The sequence below is a fragment of the Citrobacter sp. RHBSTW-00986 genome (assembly GCF_013783065.1).
In the GTDB taxonomy this organism is placed as follows: domain Bacteria; phylum Pseudomonadota; class Gammaproteobacteria; order Enterobacterales; family Enterobacteriaceae; genus Citrobacter; species Citrobacter braakii.
The window spans coordinates 116,725-138,309 of the sequence record NZ_CP056201.1; the positions used below are offsets into that span (position 1 = coordinate 116,725).

The window sequence follows — 21,585 nt, forward strand, 5'->3', positions numbered from 1 at the left end:
ATCAGTGTTGCAAAAACGGGAGTGACCATAGATTCCGTTTTCTGAGGCGACCCCAAGATGATCTCCGGCAGTATTTCAGCGACGTCCTCTACAGCCTGAAAACCACTGCCGGCGACGGATATATTCATGTCCTGGTCGAGCACCAGTCAACGCCGGACAAACATATGGCTTTCCGCCTGATACGCTATGCGGTGGCCGCCATGCAGAGACACCTGGAGGCAGGGCATAAAAAGTTACCACTGGTGATACCGGTGCTGTTCTATACGGGTAAGCGCAGCCCTTATCCGTACTCCACCCACTGGCTGGATGAATTTGACGATCCGGCGCTGGCTGGCAAACTCTACAGCAGCGCTTTCCCGCTGGTTGACGTTACCGTCATTCCTGATGAGGAAATCGCTGGCCACCGCAGCATGGCCGCTCTGACCCTGCTGCAGAAACACATTCATCAGCGGGACCTGGCAGAACTGGTTGACCGGCTGGTGCCCATTTTGCTGGCCGGATATCTGTCTTCATCGCTGGTAATATCGCTGGTACACTATATAGTGCAGGCAGGCGAAACATCCGACGCCGAAGCCTTTGTACGCGAACTGGCACAGCGTGTGCCGCAACACGGAGACGCACTTATGACCATCGCACAGCAGCTTGAACAGAAGGGCATCGAGAAGGGCATTCAGCTCGGTGAACAGCGCGGTATTGAAAAAGGCCGTTCAGAAGGGGAACGCCAGGCTACATTGAAAATAGCACGTACCATGCTGCAGAACGGCATCGACCGCAATACCGTCATAAAAATGACCGGTCTGACTGAACACGACCTAGCGCAAATCCGCCACTAATCATCCTTTTCTTATCCTCCCTGTCTGGCCATCAGCGTAAACTGGTGGGGCAGGGAGGCGTCATGCGCTGACACCGCCTGCCAGCCACATCGGTTAAGCAGCTTGATCACGCCTGCAACATTCCCCGTCAGCTGGGCCATCAGTGGGTTAACCTGATGACCATCATCATCAAAAGCGACATCAAGATTAGACCGGGAGAGATAAACGCTGTTTACTCCAGCGTTCAGTGCAACGGCATACCGGCCGGACCATTCCCGATCGCTTAGCAGGTGGTAGTTCCAGCGCATGTCTTTTACGGTTTCCAGGGCATATGTCAGCCGGAATAGATCGTTCTGCCCAGACAGCTCGCCGATGCAGGAGCACCAGAGGTAATTCAGTTTGCTGGACAGCTTCGCACCGACACCCAACTGGCGCCCCTGTTTCAGAAGCCACTCGATGTCGGGAGCGACATCACGCGAAAAACGACGTTGCTTCAGCGCAGTCGCCAGCCAGCGGGTGAGAAAGAGGTTTTCCTGTGCCGGTGACAGCACATTGCCGTTTTGTCTGGCCAGCGCAAGCGCCACCAGGGCACACCATGCCAGATGGCCCGATTTTTCTGTCAGCGTCACTCAGCTCCCTTATCCTTATATTCAGCCTGCAAAATGCTGGCGGTTTCCTGTTAACGTTCATGCTGAGTGTAGTTTAAGCGAAACAGTGGCGGAGTTGCATCCGGAAACACCTGCACCTGCATCCGCACAACAGATGGCCCGGCAATGATACATTTCTGCATAATGGTAAAACCAACCCAAGCACAGCCATCACCGAAAACCCCTCGTCGGTTCAGAACTGGCTTCTGAACCGACGAGGGGTTGGACAAGCCCGTCGGGCGCGGCAGGCCGTTATCAGGACTCATAGAGCGCCTTTCAGCATAGCCACCGCCTCGGTCTCCGGCATCTGAAATTGCACCCGGTGGCGCGCCGCGACATCAAGCGCAAACACCTTCGTATACACCTCTGTCGAGCTGACCGACTTGTGTCCCATTAAACTCTGCAGCACCTTCAGCGGGATACCAGCGTACAGCATATGCATGGCGTAGGAATGGCGGAACGTATGCGGGGTCACCGGCACCGAGAACGTTACTCCGTCGGCAGCAGCAGCATCAACGGCTTCGCCGATCCAGGTTCGCACGGTCCGGTCGGTGATGTCCCAGATGCGGGCCTTCTCGGTTCTGCCGGTGCGTTTATTGCGTCGCTCAAGCGGTATCTTCAGCGTAGCCACCATCATCTGCAGCTGGCTGATGTACTGGCTGTCTGAAAGCGGAACCAGGCGATGCGCCTGGATGCCGGCTGGCGCGCGGCCTGCCGTTCTGGCCGCTTTCTCGGCCCGTTGTTTGAGGGTAGCCAGCTGCACAAACGGCCAGGGCGGCGCCAGGGAAAAATCGCTTCGGGTCAGAGCCAGCGCCTCATTAATACGCGCGCCGGTATTCCAGAGCGTCGCCAGCAGCATCTTACGGTGCAGATCCGGGACATAATGGAGCAGGGCGCTGATCTCCGGTGCCAGCAGGTATTTCGGGAGCTCATCCTGGACAATCGCCATCTGGCGCAGGGCCAGCGCCGCCGGGTAATCGATGGCCACCGGTAGCTGCGCCGTGGACAATACAGAGACGCCGGGCAGGGCCGGAAGCATGGGATTACTCATTATGTTCAGCCGCACGCGCATCAGCAACATCCTGAGTCCGGGCTTCCGCCACGTCCTTCAGTACCAGTGACCAGCCGCCTTTAAACCATCCCCCCGGATCTTCGCCACTGAGTACCTGCTGCAGCCAGCAGGAAGGGGAACGACGCTTTGCTTCACGGAACCAGACCGGATGGTGCTGTCCCATCACGGACCAGAAATCAAAATCCGGCTCCGGGGGGGAGAACACATACGTATTCATGACTAGATTTCCGCAGTGTTGTCTGAGGAACAACAAAAATTCTTTCAGGTTTCCGTACCCCCCCGACCCCATACCGGCACCGAGGAAAAACGCCTCTGTGACCACTCCGGCAGTGATACGACCGTTCTGCTCATGCTGGCGCAGGACCATCAGGGTGCCATCATGGCGCCCACCATCGATGCGGATGAATTCAAAGACATACCGTTCATCATCGTCCGGGAAGAAAAATCCCTCCCAGCTGACACCGGAATACGTCCCCAGTATCACCAGCGGGAACATCATCCCGTCACCGGTGGTCAGCCAGTCTGCACTGGTGCCGAACCGGCTTTCAATCCGTTCAGCCAGAGCAAGGGTTAACTCGCCGGCGCCATCGATACAGTCCAGGAGCAGTCCCGGGGATACATTTAACCAGTGTGCTATCCGTACCTGGTCGGCGATGCGTGTCGGCCCGACATGCCCTGAACCGGGGAAAAAACCGTCAGCGGACAGGCGATCAAACAGGGCTCGCAGACGCCCGCCACATTCCTTCTGCCACTGTTGCCGGCTGGAGAGGATTGCGGGTGAGATGGTCCCGACAGGATACTGTCTGGCCAGCGCCAGGCGGATCTCCCCTTCGAGGGAACGTTCATTTTTCATTGCTGACTGCTCAATGCGTGCAAACAGCGCATCATCCACATTTCTGGCCTGGATCTTCGCCATGACTTCCTCCTTATACAAAATGTATTCAGTGGCGGTAAAAATATGCAGGAGCGAACATGAGGCTTTATTTACCATTAATGAATAATATGTATACATTATGATTCTTTTTGCATACAAGTAAAGAAAAGTGCATTTGATAAGCAATAAAACAGTCACGTCGTTAAATTACCGGACGGCGGTTATCGGATGATCCGATTTTCCTGAATATAAGAGGTTTCCGGAAGTGTACCACGGTCACTGAATAAGCGAAGCGGTCTTTTCTGTCACTATATGCCGGGTCACGGGAAAGAGTTAAACACTATATATAGAAGAAAAGGCAGCTGCTGACGTGGCACATGTTGTGTTTCTCTGCCGCCACGCCCCGGTAGTGTTCTGAAAGATCCGGAACAGCCAGAAATCGGATCTGCGAAATAAGGAAGACAGATTGCTGCATGATGAGCAATGAAAAGACGGAATTATGTACACTAAAGTCATTAATGCAATTATGTCATCCTGATTATTTTTTATTGCCCATCACGCAATAATAACCGGAGCATCATGCACCGGGGAGATTTCACCCGCCGTGTTGTCTTTCTGACCACCTGAGGGGGCCCGGAAAAAATCTCAGCCGGCGGGAACAACCTGGTTACAAAGTACGCTACGATGGAAAGGCTCAGAAAAGACAGGGATACCTGACCCTGCCAGCTTTCAGTGAGAGATGAATACAACAACCCGCCGCCAAGTCAAACAACTTAACCAGCCTAACCCATCGATGTCTTTACTCCCAAAGGCCCCGCTACCTTCCATCAGAATTTAACAGGCCAGGGCATCATCGGCTTTACTTTTGTCGGCTCCATGATATTTGCTGCTAAGGCAACTTTACCTGTCATTTATATTAATAAATGCTAGTAGTCCAGGGAGCGCCCCCTCGCGTGCTTATTGTTAACATTTTAAGCAAAAATGCCTTCACACCCGCGCCGCAAAAAAGTGAAGGTCATTAATGCTGAGCTGAGACAGCTTCTTTGTCACGGGTAATGCCTCTGCCTTGTTGGTAACGATGAATGGTGAGATAATGACCGAATAAACTGGCCGTGAAATTGGGACGCAGCCTGTCGATCTGGTATCGTTCAAGAAGAGACTTATTTAAATGTGCAATCACAGCAACAAACTCTTTGGGGTACTGCAGGCCCCAGAGTTTTCCAGATCTGGGGAAAAAAAGAAAGCACGGGACTTAAAGACAGAGCCCTTTCACAACAATGCCGAGTATCGAGTTTTAGATTTTCAGAGTGACTATTGTATAACAGGGTAATGAATATGATTAAAAAAATTTGTGAAGTGATTAATGGAGAGTACGTCTGTGACATTGATATCAGTGTGGAGGAATGGAAATATTTATTAGCGAACAAAAATATTTTTGATGAAAAAAGTATTGTAGCGTTAAAAAAATGGTTCATTGAACCAAATCATTCCTGCACATGTTTCGATATTGGTAGGAAGTACGACCTACACAGCATGAGTGCTAATGGTGTTATTAATGGATTGGGTGGAAGAGTTCAAAAAAAGCTTGGCAGATTCGAGGTTGAAGGAGTCGGAAAAATAGCATCTGGCACAAAATTCATTACAGTCATGAAGAGTAAAGAAATTGACGGAAAGCCAAAAAGAAACTTATGGACCATTCGTGAAGAACTTGTTCAGGCAATTAAAGAATTAGATTTTTTCTGTATGAATGAAAGCACCAACAGCGAGTTTTACTCGGACGATGAACTGATCAATGCCATAGAGGAAAATAATGATTTTGACAAGGCTCAGACATTTGAATATAGCGGAAAAGCTAAACCCAGGAAAAATGCTATAGAAGTTAAAAATGAGCGCTTGTACCCAAGGAATAAGGCTGTATCAAAAAACGCACTAAACAAAGCTGGTTACAGATGTGAAGTCGATAGCAAACATCCAACGTTCAGAAGGCGAAATACCCCCTTAAATTACACTGAACCTCATCACATCGTCCCGATGTCTAAGCAAGATCATTTTGAGATTTCTCTTGATGTTGAAGAAAATATAATCTCGCTATGTTGCAATTGCCATAAACAAATCCACCTGGGCCAGGGATTTGAAGATATGCTGGAGAAAATATATACAGAGAGGGAGGGGTTATTAAAAAAAGTCGGTATCGATATATCACTAGAAAATCTGGTTCTTTTTTACAAAATGGGGAGTAAGTGAGTTTCAATTGAGGGTAATGCCTCACTTTATTGTTAGTAATGAATGGCTAAATAGTGACTGCTCCCCGCCCTGTCTGAACTGACCCCATAAAGTTGGACGGTTTTAATCAGGCTGCCGCTTGTAATTCCAGTATGCCCCTGCGTTCAATGTTAATCGCCGCATTGATGTCGCGGTCATGTTCAACTCTGCATTCAGGACATTGCCAGATGCGTTTATTTAATGGCATCTCCGGCATTTTGTGGCTACAGCAGTGACAGGTTTTTGAGCTGGCGAACCATTGATCCAGCTTCACCAGATGCACGCCTTTCTCTGCTGCTTTGTATTCCAGCTTTGTGATGAATCCAGACCATCCCGCATCGCCTATAGCTCGTGCCAGATGGTGGTTTTTCATCATGTTTGCTGCTTTCAGCGTTTCCACAATTACCGCTTGGCTTTCGTCAACAATTGTTCTGGAGAGTTTGTGCTGGAAGTCAGCGCGAGTATTGGCTACCCGTTCGTGCACTCCTGCAAGCTGTACGCGGGCTTTATGCCGGTTAGCGCTACCCTTTTTCTTACGGGATAACGCTTTCTGTTTACGTCGCAGGTTGCGACTGGCGTTGATGAGATAGCGGGGGTTCGGGGTTTTGTCACCATTCGATTTAATGGCGTAGTGCGACAGGCCCATATCAAGGCCTGTAACATTTGAGATCAATGCTGGCTTTGCAGGTGCCTCCGCTCCGTCATCACAAAGTATTGAAGCGTAATATTTCCCGGTGGCGCTACGGCTCAAAGTGATACTTTTCACAGTACCCACAGTTTCACGATGTAAACGCGCTTCGATCGGTGAGATTTTCGGTATTTTTATCGCACTATCAAGGACTTTTATACCAACACAATGATAGCTCGATTGTCTGCCGTTTTTGCGTTTGAACGCCGGGAAACGCGATTTCAGTTTCGGATTGAAAAAGTTGGAGAATGCCACATCGAGGTTAATTACCGCCTGCTGCAAAGCCATAGAGTCATAGGCTTTAAGCCATGCGTATTTACGGGATTTTTTTGCTACCGCAAGCAACGGCTTGAGGTCTTTACGGGGGTTTAAACTCACACCATGGCGCTGGTAGGCGTGTTTCTTGATATGCAGAGCTTTGTTGTACGCAAAGCGAACCGCTCCAAACTGAGCATTGAGAAAATCTGCCTGTTCAGGTGTCGGATAAATGCGTACTTTTGTAGCTCTTAACATAGTCAGTGCTCGTTGATATAATCCTTCTATTTTATCATCTTAATGGAATATATCAATTGAGTGGTCATGATGATTTATTGGCAGGTTTCCTCCGCAAGCGCCACAGTGTCAGTAAACTGGTTGTGCACCTTATTTTTACGACAAAGTATCGACGTAAACTATTCGATGGACAGATGATCGCTCAGTTGGTGTCCAACTTTTGGGGTGCAGTTCATGAAGGACGGGGTTTTACGGCGCATCGGATAAAGCTAGCCTGGAGCGCTGACAGCACATGACCAGAGAAGAGGATGAGCAACGAGCGCATACCACGTTGATGACCGGTATAGAAATTCCTTTAAAACTAAGTTCCATAAAGATGAGTAATTACTGGCGAGATAATCTGCAAGCAAAATTAGCTCAGGCGCATATCACACGGCTCAGTACATAAGTTTGGGTCTTTAAAATGAAAAACCCGAAATCAATCGGGTTTTAATTAATTAACGTTTAACAGGCTCCCGTGCCCGGGAGTGATTTAACATTACGCTTGCCGTGGCGCTTTTGCAATTGTTATTTGTTACTGCCAAGCCATTTATTCATCAGATCGATTTCTCCTTTCTGAGCATTAATGATGTCCTGCGCGAGCTTTCTCATTTCTGGATCTTTTCCGTATTTAAGCTCGGTCTCAGCCATGGCTACTGCCCCTTCATGGTGCGCAATCATACCTTTTGCAAAGGCCTTGTCGGGATCAGACTCATTAACGGCAGTCATCATTTTGTTATGCATGTCTTTCATGCCTGTCATATATTCCTGTGACGATGCTGATGGAGACATATCAGACATTTTCATTTCAGAGTGTTCGGCGGAAATTGCCGGCAGAGATAACATGGATACAACAAAAAATGCGGTTTTGATTTTCATATAATCAATCCTTTTCAGGTAGGTACCGGTTAATTGTAGCCGAGTCAGATAAAAAAGCCCCCTGATGGGGGCAAAATGCAGCAACATATCCGGTTAAGGAAAACTCTATCAAGGAAAGGGTAACAGCACGCTCACACAACAACACTACAGACCATAACTCATCCAGCCTTGCTCATGCGACGATGTGCTTCGGCCATGGCCTGATGCGGGCCGGACTGACCATTATTCATGAATTCATGGGCAACCGCGGCTCTTTCATGCTCATCCATCGCCGCGTACGATGTTGACGGTCCGGTAGCGTCAACGGTGTTGATTCCTGTCATCTTCTGGTGACTTTCCACCATTTTCTGGTGCGCATCTGCTGAACCATTCTTCATGGTTTCATGGACAATAATGGCTTGTTCATGCTGGTCCATACTGGCCATCCGAGGGGCTGAACCCTGGATCGCGACAGGTGCAGAAGCAGACTGCATCTGATGAGCCGGAGCCTGTGCGTTATTAACACGCTCATGGATATTCACGGTTTCAGTGGCCCATGCCGTAGAAATTAAGCCAAAGCCAAACACAGTTGCTATTACGATATTTTTCATGGTAATTCTCCATTTCTCAATTAGTGATGTCCGGGAATTACGATCTGAGTATTCAGTTACATCGCTGAACAATACTCGGGAGAGCGTAATTCTTCGGGGGATAGCTGTATATTCATATCCTACGCCATATATGAACAGAACAGCCTTCCTGATAAGTTGCACTAATTATATCGAATGGCTTCTGTTTGCTGCATGACAGGTTAATGACATCTTTGTCATTTAAATCTTTATTCTTAGTGTTGAGGATCCGGGAGCATTTTCTCCAGCCTGGGCACAGATAAAATGAAACGTGTTGAGCGTATATCCGATTCCACATGCACTCTTCCGTGATGTGCTTCCACGATTGACTTCACAATCGCAAGGCCGATGCCACTGCCTTCTCCTTTTCGTTGTCTGGACGGATCCACCCGATAAAAACGGTCAAACAGCCTTGATAAATGCTCTTCAGGGATTGGTTTCCCCGGATTTTCAATCACAAGGTCAAAAAAACTCTCTTGCTCTCTTATTGAGACGGTGATTGCCTGTCCCTCCGGGGTATAACGCAGGGCATTGGATAACAGATTATTGATCGCTCTTCTGAACATTTGTGGATCTCCCTCAACCAGGCAGGGCATCCCGTTAAATTTGAGCGTGATATTGCGTTCTTCGGCCCAGGCTTCGAAAAACTCGAAGACTTTCATGACTTCTGCTCTGAGGTCAAACCGGACCCTGTCAGGTATCAGCTGATTATTATCCGCCTGCGCCAGGAACAGCATGTCGCTGACCATTTTGGTCATCCGGTTATACTCTTCAAGGCTTGAATAGAGGACATCCTCAAGTTCCTTCTGGGTTCGATCCTGACTCAGCGCGATTTCAGTCTGTGTCACCAGATTGGTGATGGGCGTTCTGATCTCGTGCGCGATATCGGCAGAGAAATTGGCCTGGCGGGTAAAAACATCCTCAATCTTTCCAATCATATGATTGAACGAGATAACCAGCTGCTCCAGCTCAATGGGAACGCGTGTCGGTTCCAGCCGTGCATCAAGATTCTCGGAGGTGATGCTTTTAATGGCATTGCTGACATTACGAAGGGGCAGGTGCCCCTGACGGACAGCGATGCGAATGATCAGAACAATCAGCAGGCTTATCACGACGGCGATTGCAATCAGGTTTTTTTTCAGCGCATCGAGGTAATGGAGATGGAAATTAATCGAGAGGCCAGTCAGCATGACATAGTTCTGCTGTTTGCCCTGAAATATCGCCTGGCCAGAGGAGGCGATAATCCGGTATGTTTCCATCTTCATTTCAGACCCGGTATCCATCGGTCTCGCAGGATCCTCCACCGTCCAGAGAAAGACATCCCGTGCGCGGCTGTGCTCGCTAAAATCTGCTGAATTCACGGCCGGGCGTAGTGCTGCCCCCTGCGCTGAACTAAAGAGCACCTCTCCCTGGGGTGTAAGGAGCAAAAAGGCAACGTTGCGGTAGCTGGCAATCGATTCCTTTATTTTGCTTACTTTTTTTTCATCAGGATCTGCCGGAGACTGCAATATACGGTTCAGTGTGGTGCTGATTTGTTGAAGATCGCTGACGTCCTGCTCGGCGAAATGATTTTCAACGGAATGCAGCATAAACCAGGTAAAGGCAATAAAAGCCAGTATCGTAGACAGGCTGATAAAAAAGGTCAGTCTGAGAGCGAGTGAGAAAGGCCGTCTGGACAACCTGTTACGCATCGGGGACCTCCAGCATGTAGCCCACGCCCCGGACTGTCTGGATCAGCTTTGTCTCATAATCGTTGTCTATTTTAGCGCGAAGTCGTTTTACTGCGACATCAATCGCGTTAGTGTCACTGTCAAAATTCATGTCCCAGACCTGGGAGGCAATCAGGGAGCGGGGCAGAACTTCTCCCTGATGGCGAATGAAAAATTCCAGCAGGCTGAACTCCTTACTGGTGAGCACAATACGGTTCCCGGCACGACTGACTTTTCTGGAGACGAGATCAACCGAGAGGTCAGCCACCTTAAACTGGCTTTCGGTGATCATCGTGTTACCCCGCCTCAGAAGGGTTCTCACCCTGGCGAGAAGTTCGGCAAACGCAAAGGGTTTAACCAGATAATCGTCCGCACCCAGCTCAAGTCCTTTGACCCTGTGTTCAATTGTGCCGAGGGCCGTCAGCAGTAGGACTGGCATCCCCTTTCCGGCAGTGCGCAGCATACGGATGATATCCCAGCCGTTGACATCAGGCAGCATGATATCCAGGATGACTAAATCATACTCAGCTGTCATGGCGAGATGATATCCGGTAAGACCATTATCAGCGTGATCCACTACGAACCCTGCCTCTGTAAGCCCCTTGCTGAGATATTCACCTGTTTTAATTTCGTCTTCGACGATCAATATTTTCATCTTACTCCCCGGCTGGCTGCTAATGTCATTCTATTGCACCCACGATCGATATCAACGGATTACAGCAAAAATGACAACATTGTCATTATCCTGTCACCCGACAAACAGAGAGCGTTCGGTATAGTATCCCTATCAATAATCTGGACTTCATTTGAACCATTTACCAGGTCGGCCTGGACGAGAAGCGTTATGTTCAAATTAAAATTACTTAGCATCAGCACGATATTCATCCTTGCAGGCTGTGTCTCTCTGGCACCTGAATACCAGCGCCCGGCAGCACCGGTACCCCAGCAGTTTTCACTGTCCCGTAACAGCCTCACGCCAGCAGTGAGTAGCTATCAGGATACAGGCTGGCGTAACTTTTTTGTCGATCCCCAGGTTACCCGGCTGATTACTGAAGCCCTGAATAATAACCGTGATTTGAGAATGGCCACCCTGAAGGTTGAAGAGGCCCGGGCACAGTTCAACGTCACGGATGCAGATCGTTACCCACAGCTGAATGCCTCCTCCGGGATAACATATAGCGGTGGACTGAAAGGCGACAAACCGACGACACAGGAATACGATGCGGGAATGGAGCTCAGCTATGAGCTCGATTTTTTCGGCAAGCTTAAGAACATGAGTGAAGCTGACCGCCAGAACTATTTTGCCAGCGAAGAAGCCCGTCGGGCCGTACACATCCTGCTGGTCTCCAGCGTTTCACAGAGCTATTTCAGCCAGCAACTGGCTTATGAACAACTCCGTATCGCGCGTGAAACGCTCAAGAATTATGAACAGTCCTATGGTTTTGTTGAGCAACAGCTGGTGACCGGGAGTACGAACGTCCTGGCGCTTGAACAGGCCAGAGGACAAATCGAAAGCACCCGAGCAGAAATAGCCAAAAGAGAAGGCGATCTGGCACAGGCAAACAATGCCCTGCAACTTGTGCTGGGCACGTACCGTGCACTACCGTCAGAAAAAGGGATGGCCAGCGGTGAAATCGCACCAGTAAAACTGCCACCAAACCTGTCCTCACAAATTTTGCTGCAGCGCCCGGATATCATGGAAGCGGAATACCAGCTAAAAGCCGCTGATGCCAGCATTGGCGCAGCGCGAGCAGCCTTTTTCCCGTCCATTTCGCTGACGAGTGGGCTTTCGACAAGCAGCACGGAATTATCCAGCCTTTTCACTCCCGCGAGCGGAATGTGGAATTTTATCCCTAAAATTGAAATTCCTATTTTTAATGCCGGAAGGAACAAAGCCAATCTGAAACTGGCTGAAATTCGCCAGCAACAATCGGTGGTTAATTACGAACAAAAAATTCAGTCAGCATTTAAGGATGTTTCCGACACGCTTGCGCTGCGGGACAGCCTTAGCCAGCAGCTTGAGGCACAGCAGCGTTATCTCGACTCACTCCAGATAACGCTCCAGCGCGCCAGAGGATTATATTCCAGTGGTGCGGTCAGTTACATAGAAGTACTGGATGCTGAACGTTCTTTGTTCACAACACAGCAAGCTATTCTCGATCTTACCTATTCACGACAGGTTAATGAAATTAATCTGTTCACCGCATTGGGTGGCGGCTGGGTAGAGTAATTTTGCTAATTAAACAATCAGGAAATTAAAAATGCGTAATTCAATTAAAGCGGTTGTATTTGGTGCTCTCTCCGTCATGTTTTCTGCCGGCCTTCATGCTGAAGCACATCAGCACGGAGAGATGAATACCGCCGACGATGCCATGCCACAGAAAGTTATCGAGGGAACGGGAATTGTAAAAGATATTGATCTATCGAGTAAAAAGATCACTATTTCCCATGAGGCTATTCCTGCAGTCGGTTGGCCAGCAATGACCATGCGTTTTACCTTTATCAATCCTGATGTGAGTATCACGGCTTTGAAAGCTGGCAGCCACGTTGATTTTTCGTTTGTTCAGCAGGGTAATGTCTCTTTACTTAAAAGTATTAAAGATACGCAATCCTGATTGACAGTCTGGAACGAATACATCCTATGTGCCTGTAAAATAACAAAGCCTTCACGATGAATTAATGGCCAGGTGCATAGTTCAGGAATTTGATTTTTCAGCGAGAAATTGTATGGCTTCTTTAAAGATAAAATATGCTGCAATGATTATCAGCAGCCTCATAGCAGGAGGGCTGATATCTGTTACTGCCTGGAATTATATACATTCAGCAGAAAAGACAGAAAAGACAGCGTCAGAACGCAAGGTTCTTTTCTGGTATGACCCAATGAAACCAGATACTAAATTTGACAAACCGGGTAAATCCCCCTTCATGGATATGGATCTGATTCCAAAATATGCGGACGAAAACGAAAGTAACAGCAGTAGCGGGATCCGCATTGACCCAACTCAGGTTCAGAACCTGGGATTAAAAACACAGAAAGTCGCTCGTGGAGCACTGAATTACTCCCAGACTATTCCGGCTAACGTCAGTTATAACGAATATCAGTTTGTCATTGTGCAGGCGCGTTCTGACGGTTTTGTCGAAAAAGTGTATCCCCTGACGATTGGCGATCATGTAAAGAAAGGCACTCCGCTTATCGATATCACCATTCCTGAATGGGTCGAGGCACAAAGTGAGTTCCTGCTGTTATCCGGGACCGCCGGTACTCCGACACAGTTGAAGGGGGTACTGGAGCGGCTTCGTCTGGCTGGCATGCCGGAAGAGGATATACAGAGGCTGCGTTCAACCCGCACAATCCAGACCCGCTTTACCATTAAAGCACCTATTGATGGTGTCATTACTGCGTTTGACCTGCGTACCGGAATGAATATTTCGAAAGATAAAGTCGTGGCTCAGATCCAGGGAATGGACCCGGTCTGGATCAGTGCTGCCGTACCAGAATCTATCGCCTATCTACTGAAAGATACGTCGCAGTTTGAAATTTCGGTACCGGCTTATCCGGATAAAACATTCCATGTCGAAAAATGGAACATTCTTCCCAGCGTTGACCAGACAACCCGTACGCTTCAGGTCCGTCTCCAGGTTTCTAATAAGGATGAGTTTCTCAAGCCGGGCATGAATGCCTATCTGAAACTGAATACCCAGAGCCAGGAGATGCTGCTGATACCAAGCCAGGCCGTTATTGATACCGGTAAAGAACAGCGCGTGATTACTGTCGATGGTGAAGGCCAGTTTGTGCCGAAGCGGATCCACGTTCTGCATGAATCACAGCAACAGTCCGGCATTGGCTCCGGTCTGAATGAAGGCGATACCGTAGTAGTCAGCGGCCTGTTCCTCATTGACTCCGAAGCCAACATTACGGGCGCACTTGAACGTATGCGTCACCCTGAAAAAACAGAAAACAGTATGCCAGCCATGCCTGATCAGCCTGTCAATATGCATTCAGGGCACTGAGGAGACGACGATGATTGAATGGATTATCCGGCGCTCTGTCGCCAACCGTTTCCTGGTCATGATGGGAGCCCTGTTTCTCAGCATCTGGGGCACATGGACGATTATTAACACACCGGTTGATGCCTTGCCTGACCTGTCAGATGTGCAGGTCATAATTAAAACCAGCTATCCCGGTCAGGCTCCGCAGATTGTAGAAAACCAGGTCACTTATCCGCTTACCACCACCATGCTGTCCGTCCCTGGTGCAAAGACCGTGCGCGGGTTTTCTCAGTTTGGTGATTCATATGTATATGTCATTTTTGAAGACGGGACCGATCTCTACTGGGCCCGTTCTCGCGTGCTGGAATACCTGAATCAGGTTCAGGGAAAACTGCCTGCCGGTGTGAGCTCTGAAATTGGCCCTGATGCCACGGGTGTGGGCTGGATTTTTGAATATGCGCTGGTCGATCGCAGCGGAAAACACGATCTTTCTGAATTGCGTTCCCTGCAGGACTGGTTCCTGAAGTTTGAGCTGAAAACCATCCCGAACGTGGCAGAGGTGGCCTCGGTGGGCGGCGTGGTGAAACAGTACCAGATCCAAGTGAATCCGGTAAAGCTGTCCCAGTACGGTATCAGCCTGCCAGAGGTTAAGCAGGCCCTTGAATCGTCTAACCAGGAAGCCGGTGGCTCATCCGTTGAAATGGCGGAAGCCGAGTACATGGTCCGTGCCAGCGGATATCTTCAGAGCATTGATGATTTCAATAATATCGTACTGAAAACCGGCGAGAACGGCGTGCCGGTTTATCTGCGGGATGTTGCCCGCGTGCAGACCGGGCCAGAAATGCGGCGCGGTATTGCCGAGCTTAACGGACAAGGGGAAGTCGCCGGCGGCGTGGTGATCCTGCGGTCGGGTAAAAATGCGCGCGACGTTATCACCGCTGTGAGAGATAAACTGGATACGCTGAAGGCCAGCCTGCCGGAAGGCGTTGAGATCGTGACCACCTACGATCGCAGCCAGTTAATCGACCGGGCCATTGATAACCTCAGCTACAAACTCCTGGAAGAGTTTATCGTAGTGGCTATTGTCTGCGCCCTGTTCCTGTGGCACGTACGTTCTGCCCTGGTGGCGATTATTTCTCTGCCACTTGGCCTGTGTATCGCCTTTATCGTCATGCACTTCCAGGGACTGAACGCCAATATCATGTCGCTGGGAGGGATAGCGATTGCCGTCGGTGCGATGGTGGATGCCGCCATTGTGATGATTGAAAATGCGCATAAACGGCTTGAGGAGTGGGATCATCAGCATCCGGGAGTCCAGATTGACAACGAAACCCGCTGGAAAGTCATTACTAACGCCTCTGTGGAAGTAGGCCCCGCGCTATTTATCAGCCTGCTGATTATCACCCTGTCCTTTATTCCTATCTTCACCCTGGAAGGGCAGGAAGGGCGCCTGTTTGGCCCACTGGCGTTCACGAAAACCTATTCCATGGCGGGTGCGGCCGCGCTGGCCATCATCGTCATTCCGATTTTGATGGGATTCTGGATCCGGGGGAAAATTCCTGCAGAGACCAGTAACCCTCTGAACCGGCTGCTGATTAAAGCATATCATCCGTTGCTGTTGCGGGTTCTTCACTGGCCAAAAACAACACTGCTGGTTGCGGCCTTGTCCATTTTCACCGTTATCTGGCCACTGAGTAAGGTGGGCGGTGAGTTTCTGCCGAAGATTAACGAAGGCGACCTGTTGTACATGCCGTCGACGTTGCCGGGAGTCTCTCCGGCAGAAGCTGCAGCACTCCTGCAGACGACGGACAAGTTAATCAAAAGCGTTCCTGAAGTGGCCTCTGTATTTGGCAAGACCGGTAAAGCAGAGACCGCAACGGATTCCGCGCCGCTCGAAATGGTGGAAACCACGATCCAGCTCAAACCTGAGGATCAGTGGCGTCCAGGCATGACGATTGACAAGATTATTGACGAACTCGACAAGACCGTCCGTTTACCGGGTCTGGCAAACCTCTGGGTGCCGCCAATCCGTAACCGTATTGATATGCTCTCAACCGGGATCAAAAGCCCGATAGGTATCAAGGTATCCGGGACTGTTCTGTCCGATATCGATGCAACGGCACAGAGTATCGAGACGGTAGCCAAAACCGTGCCGGGCGTGGTGTCTGCCCTGGCTGAGCGACTAGAGGGCGGGCGCTACATCGATATCGATATCAACCGGGAAAAAGCCTCCCGCTACGGTATGACGGTAGGTGATGTCCAGCTCTTCGTCTCATCAGCCATCGGCGGCGCGATGGTAGGAGAAACGGTGGAAGGCGTGGCCCGATACCCGATTAATATCCGCTATCCGCAGGATTACCGGAACAGTCCAAATGCGTTGAAACAGATGCCGATCCTGACCCCGATGAAGCAGCAGATCACGCTGGCCGATGTCGCGGATATTAAGGTCGTTTCAGGGCCGACTATGCTGAAAACGGAAAATGCCCGTCCAGCCAGCTGGATTTACATTGACGCGCGTGGCAGGGATATGGTGTCGGTGGTTAATGACATTAAAACGGCTATCAGTCAGAAGGTGAAACTTAGACCGGGTACCAGCGTGTCATTCTCCGGCCAGTTTGAACTGCTTGAACACGCCAACAAGAAACTGAAGCTGATGGTACCAATGACGGTGATGATTATTTTCATCCTGTTGTATCTGGCATTCCGTCGAGCAGATGAGGCCTTACTTATCCTGATGAGTCTGCCGTTTGCACTGGTTGGTGGGATATGGTTCCTGTACTGGCAGGGCTTCCATATGTCTGTGGCGACAGGAACCGGGTTTATCGCCCTGGCAGGGGTGGCAGCAGAGTTTGGCGTGGTCATGCTGATGTATCTGCGTCATGCCATTGAAGCTCACCCGGAATTGTCCCGTAAAGAGACGTTCACACCGGAAGGTCTTGATGAAGCCCTCTATCATGGTGCCGTACTGCGTGTCCGGCCGAAAGCCATGACCGTGGCGGTGATCATTGCGGGTCTGCTGCCCATACTCTGGGGAACCGGCGCAGGTTCGGAAGTCATGAGCCGTATTGCGGCCCCCATGATTGGTGGGATGATCACGGCTCCGCTGCTGTCCCTGTTCATTATTCCTGCCGCCTACAAACTAATCTGGCTGCGCAGACATAAAAAAAGCGTGTCATAACCCTGAAAGGGCGCCCCATATGGGTGCCCTTCTGTACAGATTCACCCTGACGTCAGGGTTTATATCGATAATATACAGAGGTGAGTATGAAAAAAGTGGTTCTAATGGTCCTGGCTCTCGGCCTTTCACTGCCTGCGATGGCGAGTGAAAAAGTGATTGATATGTACAAATCTGAAAACTGTGGCTGTTGTTCCCTGTGGGGCAAGGCGATGGAAAAAGACGGGTTTGAAGTGCGAACTCACGTCATGAATGATCAGGCGCTGTCAGCCCTGAAAGAAAAGCATGCTGTTCCTGCAGGACTACGAAGTTGTCATACCGCGGTTGCCGGTAATTTGATCATTGAAGGCCATGTGCCTGCGACAACGATACATAAAGCAATGCAGTCTGGTTCGGGTATACACGGTCTCGCCACCCCCGGTATGCCTGCAGGAAGTCCGGGAATGGAGATGGGAGCCCGGAAAGAGGCTTACGATGTTATCGCATTCTCACCGGATGGAAGTAAAATAGTCTTCCAGCGAATCGAATAGTCAGCGGAACGGCTGATAACGGGACGCCGGCAGCAAGCACTCCTGTGCCGGCGACATTCGTGGTAATCGCATCCATGACATACCCTGAAGACAGAAGATGCTTCAGGTATGCATAAGGAGAGTTACTGTGAAAAATGACAATGCAGTGCAACACAACAACCAGAGTGCTTCTGAACAGACATTATCCCCGGACGAGAGTCACGTATTGCATAAGGTGAGAGATCCCGTGTGCGGGATGGAAATCCTGCCCGATAAGGCGCACAGCAGCATTCGATACCAGGACTATCAGCTTTATTTCTGCTCCGCCAGCTGTGAGAGCAAATTTAAAGCCCATCCCGATCGTTATCTTACCGAAGATGCCAGTGAACGTTCCCATCACCATCACCACGAAGTCAACCCTGATCAGATAAAACAGCCTCACCACCAGGCGGAGAAAGATACTTCTGGAGGTGTGTGGACATGTCCGATGCACCCGGAGATACGCCGTAGTGGTCCCGGAAGCTGTCCTGTCTGTGGAATGGCACTGGAACCGCTCGTAGCCACGGCATCCACGGGGCCGAGTGATGAACTTCGCGACATGACAAGACGCTTCTGGCTGGGGTTGTTGCTGGCGTTTCCGGTTCTGATACTCGAAATGGGATCTCATCTGTTTCCCGCTTTGAGGAATACAGTACCGCCACAGTACAACACGTGGCTGCAGTTACTTCTGGCCTCTCCTGTCGTGTTGTGGTGTGGCTGGCCATTCTTCGCCCGGGCCGGAATGTCGTTGCGTAACCGCTCCCTGAATATGTTTACTCTCGTTGCAATGGGGACCGGTGTAGCCTGGGTGTACAGCGTCATTGCAACCGTCTTCCCTTCCTGGTTTCCTGCATCGTTCAGAAACATGGATGGCCTGGTGGCCGTTTATTTTGAAGCCGCCGCTGTTATCACGGTGCTTGTTCTGCTGGGACAGGTCCTTGAATTACGCGCAAGGGAACAAACGTCGGGCGCCATTACCGCACTTCTGAACCTTGCTCCCAAAACCGCCAGACGACTGGATGATGATGGTCATGAAACGGACATTAATGCTGAAGATGTCCTGCCTGGCGATAAGCTCCGCATCAGGCCTGGAGAGAGTGTTCCGGTCGACGGTATCGTGATCAAAGGCAAAACAGCCATTGATGAATCGATGGTAACCGGGGAGTCAATGCCGGTTACCAAAACGGAGGGTGACCCTGTCATCGGCGGGACCATTAATCAGACAGGTAGTCTTATCATCCGTGCAGAGAAAGTCGGTGATGAAACGATGCTCTCACGAATTGTTCAGATGGTCGCTGATGCACAGCGTTCGCGTGCCCCCATCCAGAGAATGGCTGACAGCGTCTCAGGCTGGTTTGTTCCTCTGGTGATACTTATCGCGGTTGTTGCTTTCGTGATCTGGTCTGTCTGGGGGCCCGAGCCCAAGGTAGCGCACGGTCTGATTGCTGCTGTATCGGTCCTGATTATTGCCTGTCCCTGTGCGCTTGGGCTGGCCACGCCGATGTCGATAATGGTGGGGGTAGGCAAAGGAGCCCAGGCCGGGGTGTTAATCAAGAATGCCGAAGCGCTGGAGCGCCTTGAAAAAGTGGACACGCTGGTTGTCGATAAAACAGGCACGCTCACGGAAGGTGCGCCGACGGTGACAGGGATTATCAGTCTCAGTCCGGGTGGTGAAACATCTCTTTTACGTGTAACGGCCGCAGTGGAAAAAGGCTCGCAGCATCCGCTGGGTATGGCAGTAGTTAAAGCAGCACAGGAAAAGGGGATCGCGATACCCGCAGTCACTAATTTCAATGCCCCGTCGGGTAAAGGTGTCTCAGGCGATGTTGAAGGTCAACGGGTTGTTATCGGTAATGAGCTGGTTATGCAGGAAAACAGGATCGTTATTGATAATCAAAAGGCCGTTGCAGATACGTTGCGGATGGAAGGCGCTACCGTTATCTATGTGGCTACAGACGGGCACCTTGCAGGCCTGATAGCTATCTCGGATCCCGTGAAAGCAACTACGCCGGATGCGCTAAAAGCGTTACGTCAGGCGGGGATCCGCATTGTTATGCTCACCGGGGATAACCAGCTTACTGCTGAAGCAGTCGCACGGAAACTGGGAATAGATGAGGTTGAAGCCGGGATTCTGCCTGATGGCAAAAAAGCAGTGATAACCCGACTGAAAGAGTCTGGTCATGTGGTTGCGATGGCCGGAGACGGTGTGAATGATGCCCCGGCGTTGGCGGCGGCTGACGTGGGTATAGCCATGGGAACGGGTACAGATGTGGCAATAGAAAGTGCCGGCGTTACCCTTCTCAAAGGCGATTTGATGATACTGAACAGAGCACGTCATCTGTCAGAAATCACCATGACAAATATCCGGCAGAATCTGTTTTTTGCATTTATCTACAACGCACTTGGCGTGCCCGTGGCTGCTGGTCTGCTTTACCCGGTATATGGAATACTGCTGTCGCCAGTTATTGCGGCGGCGGCCATGGCTCTTTCCTCCGTCAGCGTCATTGTAAATGCGTTGCGTCTGAAAAGGGTCAGGCTCGGGAAATAACCCTGAATGAAGAGCCAGTTACGAACAGAAGGAGTCCGGAATGAAAAGTACAACTTATGCTCTTATTGCAGTCGCCGCGATCGCGGCATTTGCCCTCCTGCGCGAACACTGGTCACATGTGGCAGGTTACTGGCCATATCTGTTATTGCTGGTCTGCCCGCTAATGCATCTTTTCCACGGACACGGAGGGCATGGAGATCATCAACATCACGGAAGTGAAAACGATAAAAAAAATTAATCCGGCAGACGGGGCCGCGTCGCGGTCCCGTTATCAGTCCAGGTATCGTTCGTAGTCTCTGGCATGCGCAAAGGCATGCTGTTCGAGTTTGTTATCAGCGGGTACCGCTGCCCGGAACGCCAGCGAGTTAACAGGATTGTTATTGATGACCAGCTCGTAATGTAGATGAGGACCGGATGAACGTCCGCTGTTACCGGATAACGCAATAGCGCCTCCCCGGGTAACCCTGGCCCCTTTAGTAACGAGTATTTTATTGAGGTGGAGATAGCGAGTTTTAACACCGGCTTTTCCCGTTACTTCAACAAAATATCCCATAGTACTGTTGTATTCGGCCCGGGTGATTTTTCCGTCGATGACGCTAACTATTTTCGTGTTCATGGGCATGGAATAATCAATGCCATTATGGGGACTCACTTTTCCCGATACCGGGTTAAGTCTTGCAGGATTGAAAGGCGAACTTAGTCTTGCTGTGGTCGGTAACGGATAATCGAGACTGCCTTTCCCGGAAGTATCGGAAAGGTTATAGAACTTTTTGTCTGATATACGATACGCCGTGTAATTAAATGAACCGGACGTAAATTTATAGGCTACGACACGTGATTTTCCCGCTTTCTTTTGCAGTACGAGTTTTAATGATTCATTTTTTTTCAAATGCCGAAGATTAAACCGGGAAGGCAAAGAGCGCTGAAGGGTAGCGATCTCGTTCGATTCCAGGCCCGAGCGGGTGGCTGAAAGGTAGGCATTTTCTTTTACGACATCGGTAGAATACATTTACTGGAATTCGCCGTTAGCATGAACACTGCGGCGTATGCTAGGGGTTTTCTGGAGGCGTGTCATCTGTCAGTTAATCGGGAGCACCGTTGATGGTCATCATTTTTGTAACATATCTTGTTTCCCGTTTGCTCCTGAAGCTCTGGGAACTGTATGACAGGCCCGATAGTGATGAGTAGCGTTAATTATGCAGGTCACTATGCCGTAACCCCGCATAGTGACCTGCCAGTAAA

Annotated in this window: 17 protein-coding genes and 2 pseudogenes; 10 read left to right on the top strand and 9 right to left on the bottom strand. The window is 50.1% G+C overall.

Features of this window, described 5'->3' with window-relative positions; translation table 11 throughout:
- Positions 1–53: 53 nt before the first annotated feature.
- Positions 54–833 (top strand): annotated as a pseudogene (locus HV345_RS24405) (Rpn family recombination-promoting nuclease/putative transposase); the annotation flags it as partial.
- 11 nt (positions 834–844) lie between these two features.
- Here the strand turns inward: HV345_RS24405 and HV345_RS24410 are convergent.
- The 3 genes from HV345_RS24410 to HV345_RS24420 form a co-directional block, all read right to left on the bottom strand.
- Positions 845–1,441, bottom strand: a complete 597-nt coding sequence (locus HV345_RS24410) for a DUF2913 family protein (protein ID WP_048227261.1) — start codon at positions 1,439–1,441, stop codon at positions 845–847.
- Between the two features lie 280 nt (positions 1,442–1,721).
- Positions 1,722–2,498 (bottom strand): site-specific integrase, encoded by a 777-nt coding sequence (locus HV345_RS24415; RefSeq protein WP_048227271.1) that lies wholly within the window; start codon positions 2,496–2,498, stop codon positions 1,722–1,724.
- Positions 2,499–2,502: 4 nt separating this feature from the next.
- A complete protein-coding gene (locus HV345_RS24420) occupies positions 2,503–3,447 on the bottom strand; it encodes a hypothetical protein (protein WP_048227259.1) in 945 nt (314 codons plus the stop codon).
- A gap of 1,293 nt (positions 3,448–4,740) precedes the next feature.
- On the opposite strand from HV345_RS24420, the gene HV345_RS24425 reads away from it, so the two are divergent.
- Positions 4,741–5,649: an HNH endonuclease gene (locus HV345_RS24425; RefSeq protein ID WP_063145600.1), complete on the top strand. Its 909-nt coding sequence runs from the start codon at positions 4,741–4,743 to the stop codon at positions 5,647–5,649.
- 106 nt (positions 5,650–5,755) lie between these two features.
- Here the strand turns inward: HV345_RS24425 and HV345_RS24430 are convergent, their stop codons facing one another.
- On the bottom strand, positions 5,756–6,868 hold the full coding sequence (locus tag HV345_RS24430) for an RNA-guided endonuclease TnpB family protein (protein ID WP_063145599.1): 1,113 nt from the start codon (positions 6,866–6,868) through the stop codon (positions 5,756–5,758).
- Positions 6,869–6,924: 56 nt separating this feature from the next.
- Here HV345_RS24430 and HV345_RS24435 point away from each other — a divergent pair.
- Positions 6,925–7,077, top strand: a pseudogene (locus HV345_RS24435) (IS200/IS605 family transposase); the annotation flags it as partial.
- A gap of 337 nt (positions 7,078–7,414) precedes the next feature.
- On the opposite strand, the gene HV345_RS24440 reads toward HV345_RS24435, so the two are convergent.
- From HV345_RS24440 to silR, 4 genes are all read right to left on the bottom strand, one after another.
- Positions 7,415–7,765, bottom strand: a complete 351-nt coding sequence (locus HV345_RS24440) for a DUF305 domain-containing protein (RefSeq protein WP_048227256.1) — start codon at positions 7,763–7,765, stop codon at positions 7,415–7,417.
- 158 nt (positions 7,766–7,923) lie between these two features.
- Positions 7,924–8,355 (bottom strand): silver-binding protein SilE, encoded by a 432-nt coding sequence (silE, locus tag HV345_RS24445; protein ID WP_048227255.1) that lies wholly within the window; start codon positions 8,353–8,355, stop codon positions 7,924–7,926.
- Positions 8,356–8,588: 233 nt separating this feature from the next.
- Positions 8,589–10,064: a copper/silver sensor histidine kinase SilS gene (gene silS / locus HV345_RS24450; protein WP_048227254.1), complete on the bottom strand. Its 1,476-nt coding sequence runs from the start codon at positions 10,062–10,064 to the stop codon at positions 8,589–8,591.
- Entirely contained in the window at positions 10,057–10,737 is a 681-nt protein-coding gene (silR, locus tag HV345_RS24455) for a copper/silver response regulator transcription factor SilR (RefSeq protein WP_048227253.1), read from the bottom strand. Before silR ends, silS begins: the two co-directional genes overlap by 8 nt.
- A gap of 189 nt (positions 10,738–10,926) precedes the next feature.
- On the opposite strand from silR, the gene silC reads away from it, so the two are divergent.
- The 7 genes from silC (at position 10,927) to HV345_RS24490 (ending at position 20,581) form a co-directional block, all read left to right on the top strand.
- Positions 10,927–12,312, top strand: a complete 1,386-nt coding sequence (gene silC, locus HV345_RS24460; protein ID WP_048227252.1) for a Cu(+)/Ag(+) efflux RND transporter outer membrane channel SilC — start codon at positions 10,927–10,929, stop codon at positions 12,310–12,312.
- 31 nt (positions 12,313–12,343) lie between these two features.
- Positions 12,344–12,697: a cation efflux system protein CusF gene (cusF, locus tag HV345_RS24465; protein WP_048227251.1), complete on the top strand. Its 354-nt coding sequence runs from the start codon at positions 12,344–12,346 to the stop codon at positions 12,695–12,697.
- A 112-nt stretch (positions 12,698–12,809) separates the two neighbouring features.
- Positions 12,810–14,093, top strand: a complete 1,284-nt coding sequence (locus HV345_RS24470) for an efflux RND transporter periplasmic adaptor subunit (RefSeq protein ID WP_048227250.1) — start codon at positions 12,810–12,812, stop codon at positions 14,091–14,093.
- A 10-nt stretch (positions 14,094–14,103) separates the two neighbouring features.
- The gene (silA, locus tag HV345_RS24475) at positions 14,104–17,250 is read left to right on the top strand and encodes a Cu(+)/Ag(+) efflux RND transporter permease subunit SilA (RefSeq protein WP_023321963.1); all 3,147 of its coding nucleotides are present in this window, start codon (positions 14,104–14,106) and stop codon (positions 17,248–17,250) included.
- An 86-nt stretch (positions 17,251–17,336) separates the two neighbouring features.
- Positions 17,337–17,777: a DUF411 domain-containing protein gene (locus HV345_RS24480; protein ID WP_048227249.1), complete on the top strand. Its 441-nt coding sequence runs from the start codon at positions 17,337–17,339 to the stop codon at positions 17,775–17,777.
- Positions 17,778–17,874: 97 nt separating this feature from the next.
- On the top strand, positions 17,875–20,343 hold the full coding sequence (gene silP, locus HV345_RS24485; RefSeq protein ID WP_141711933.1) for an Ag(+)-translocating P-type ATPase SilP: 2,469 nt from the start codon (positions 17,875–17,877) through the stop codon (positions 20,341–20,343).
- A 40-nt stretch (positions 20,344–20,383) separates the two neighbouring features.
- A complete protein-coding gene (locus tag HV345_RS24490) occupies positions 20,384–20,581 on the top strand; it encodes a DUF2933 domain-containing protein (RefSeq protein ID WP_000843494.1) in 198 nt (65 codons plus the stop codon).
- 33 nt (positions 20,582–20,614) lie between these two features.
- Here HV345_RS24490 and HV345_RS24495 read toward each other — a convergent pair whose 3' ends face one another.
- Positions 20,615–21,352 (bottom strand): peptidoglycan DD-metalloendopeptidase family protein, encoded by a 738-nt coding sequence (locus HV345_RS24495; protein WP_032951218.1) that lies wholly within the window; start codon positions 21,350–21,352, stop codon positions 20,615–20,617.
- Positions 21,353–21,585: the final 233 nt, after the last annotated feature.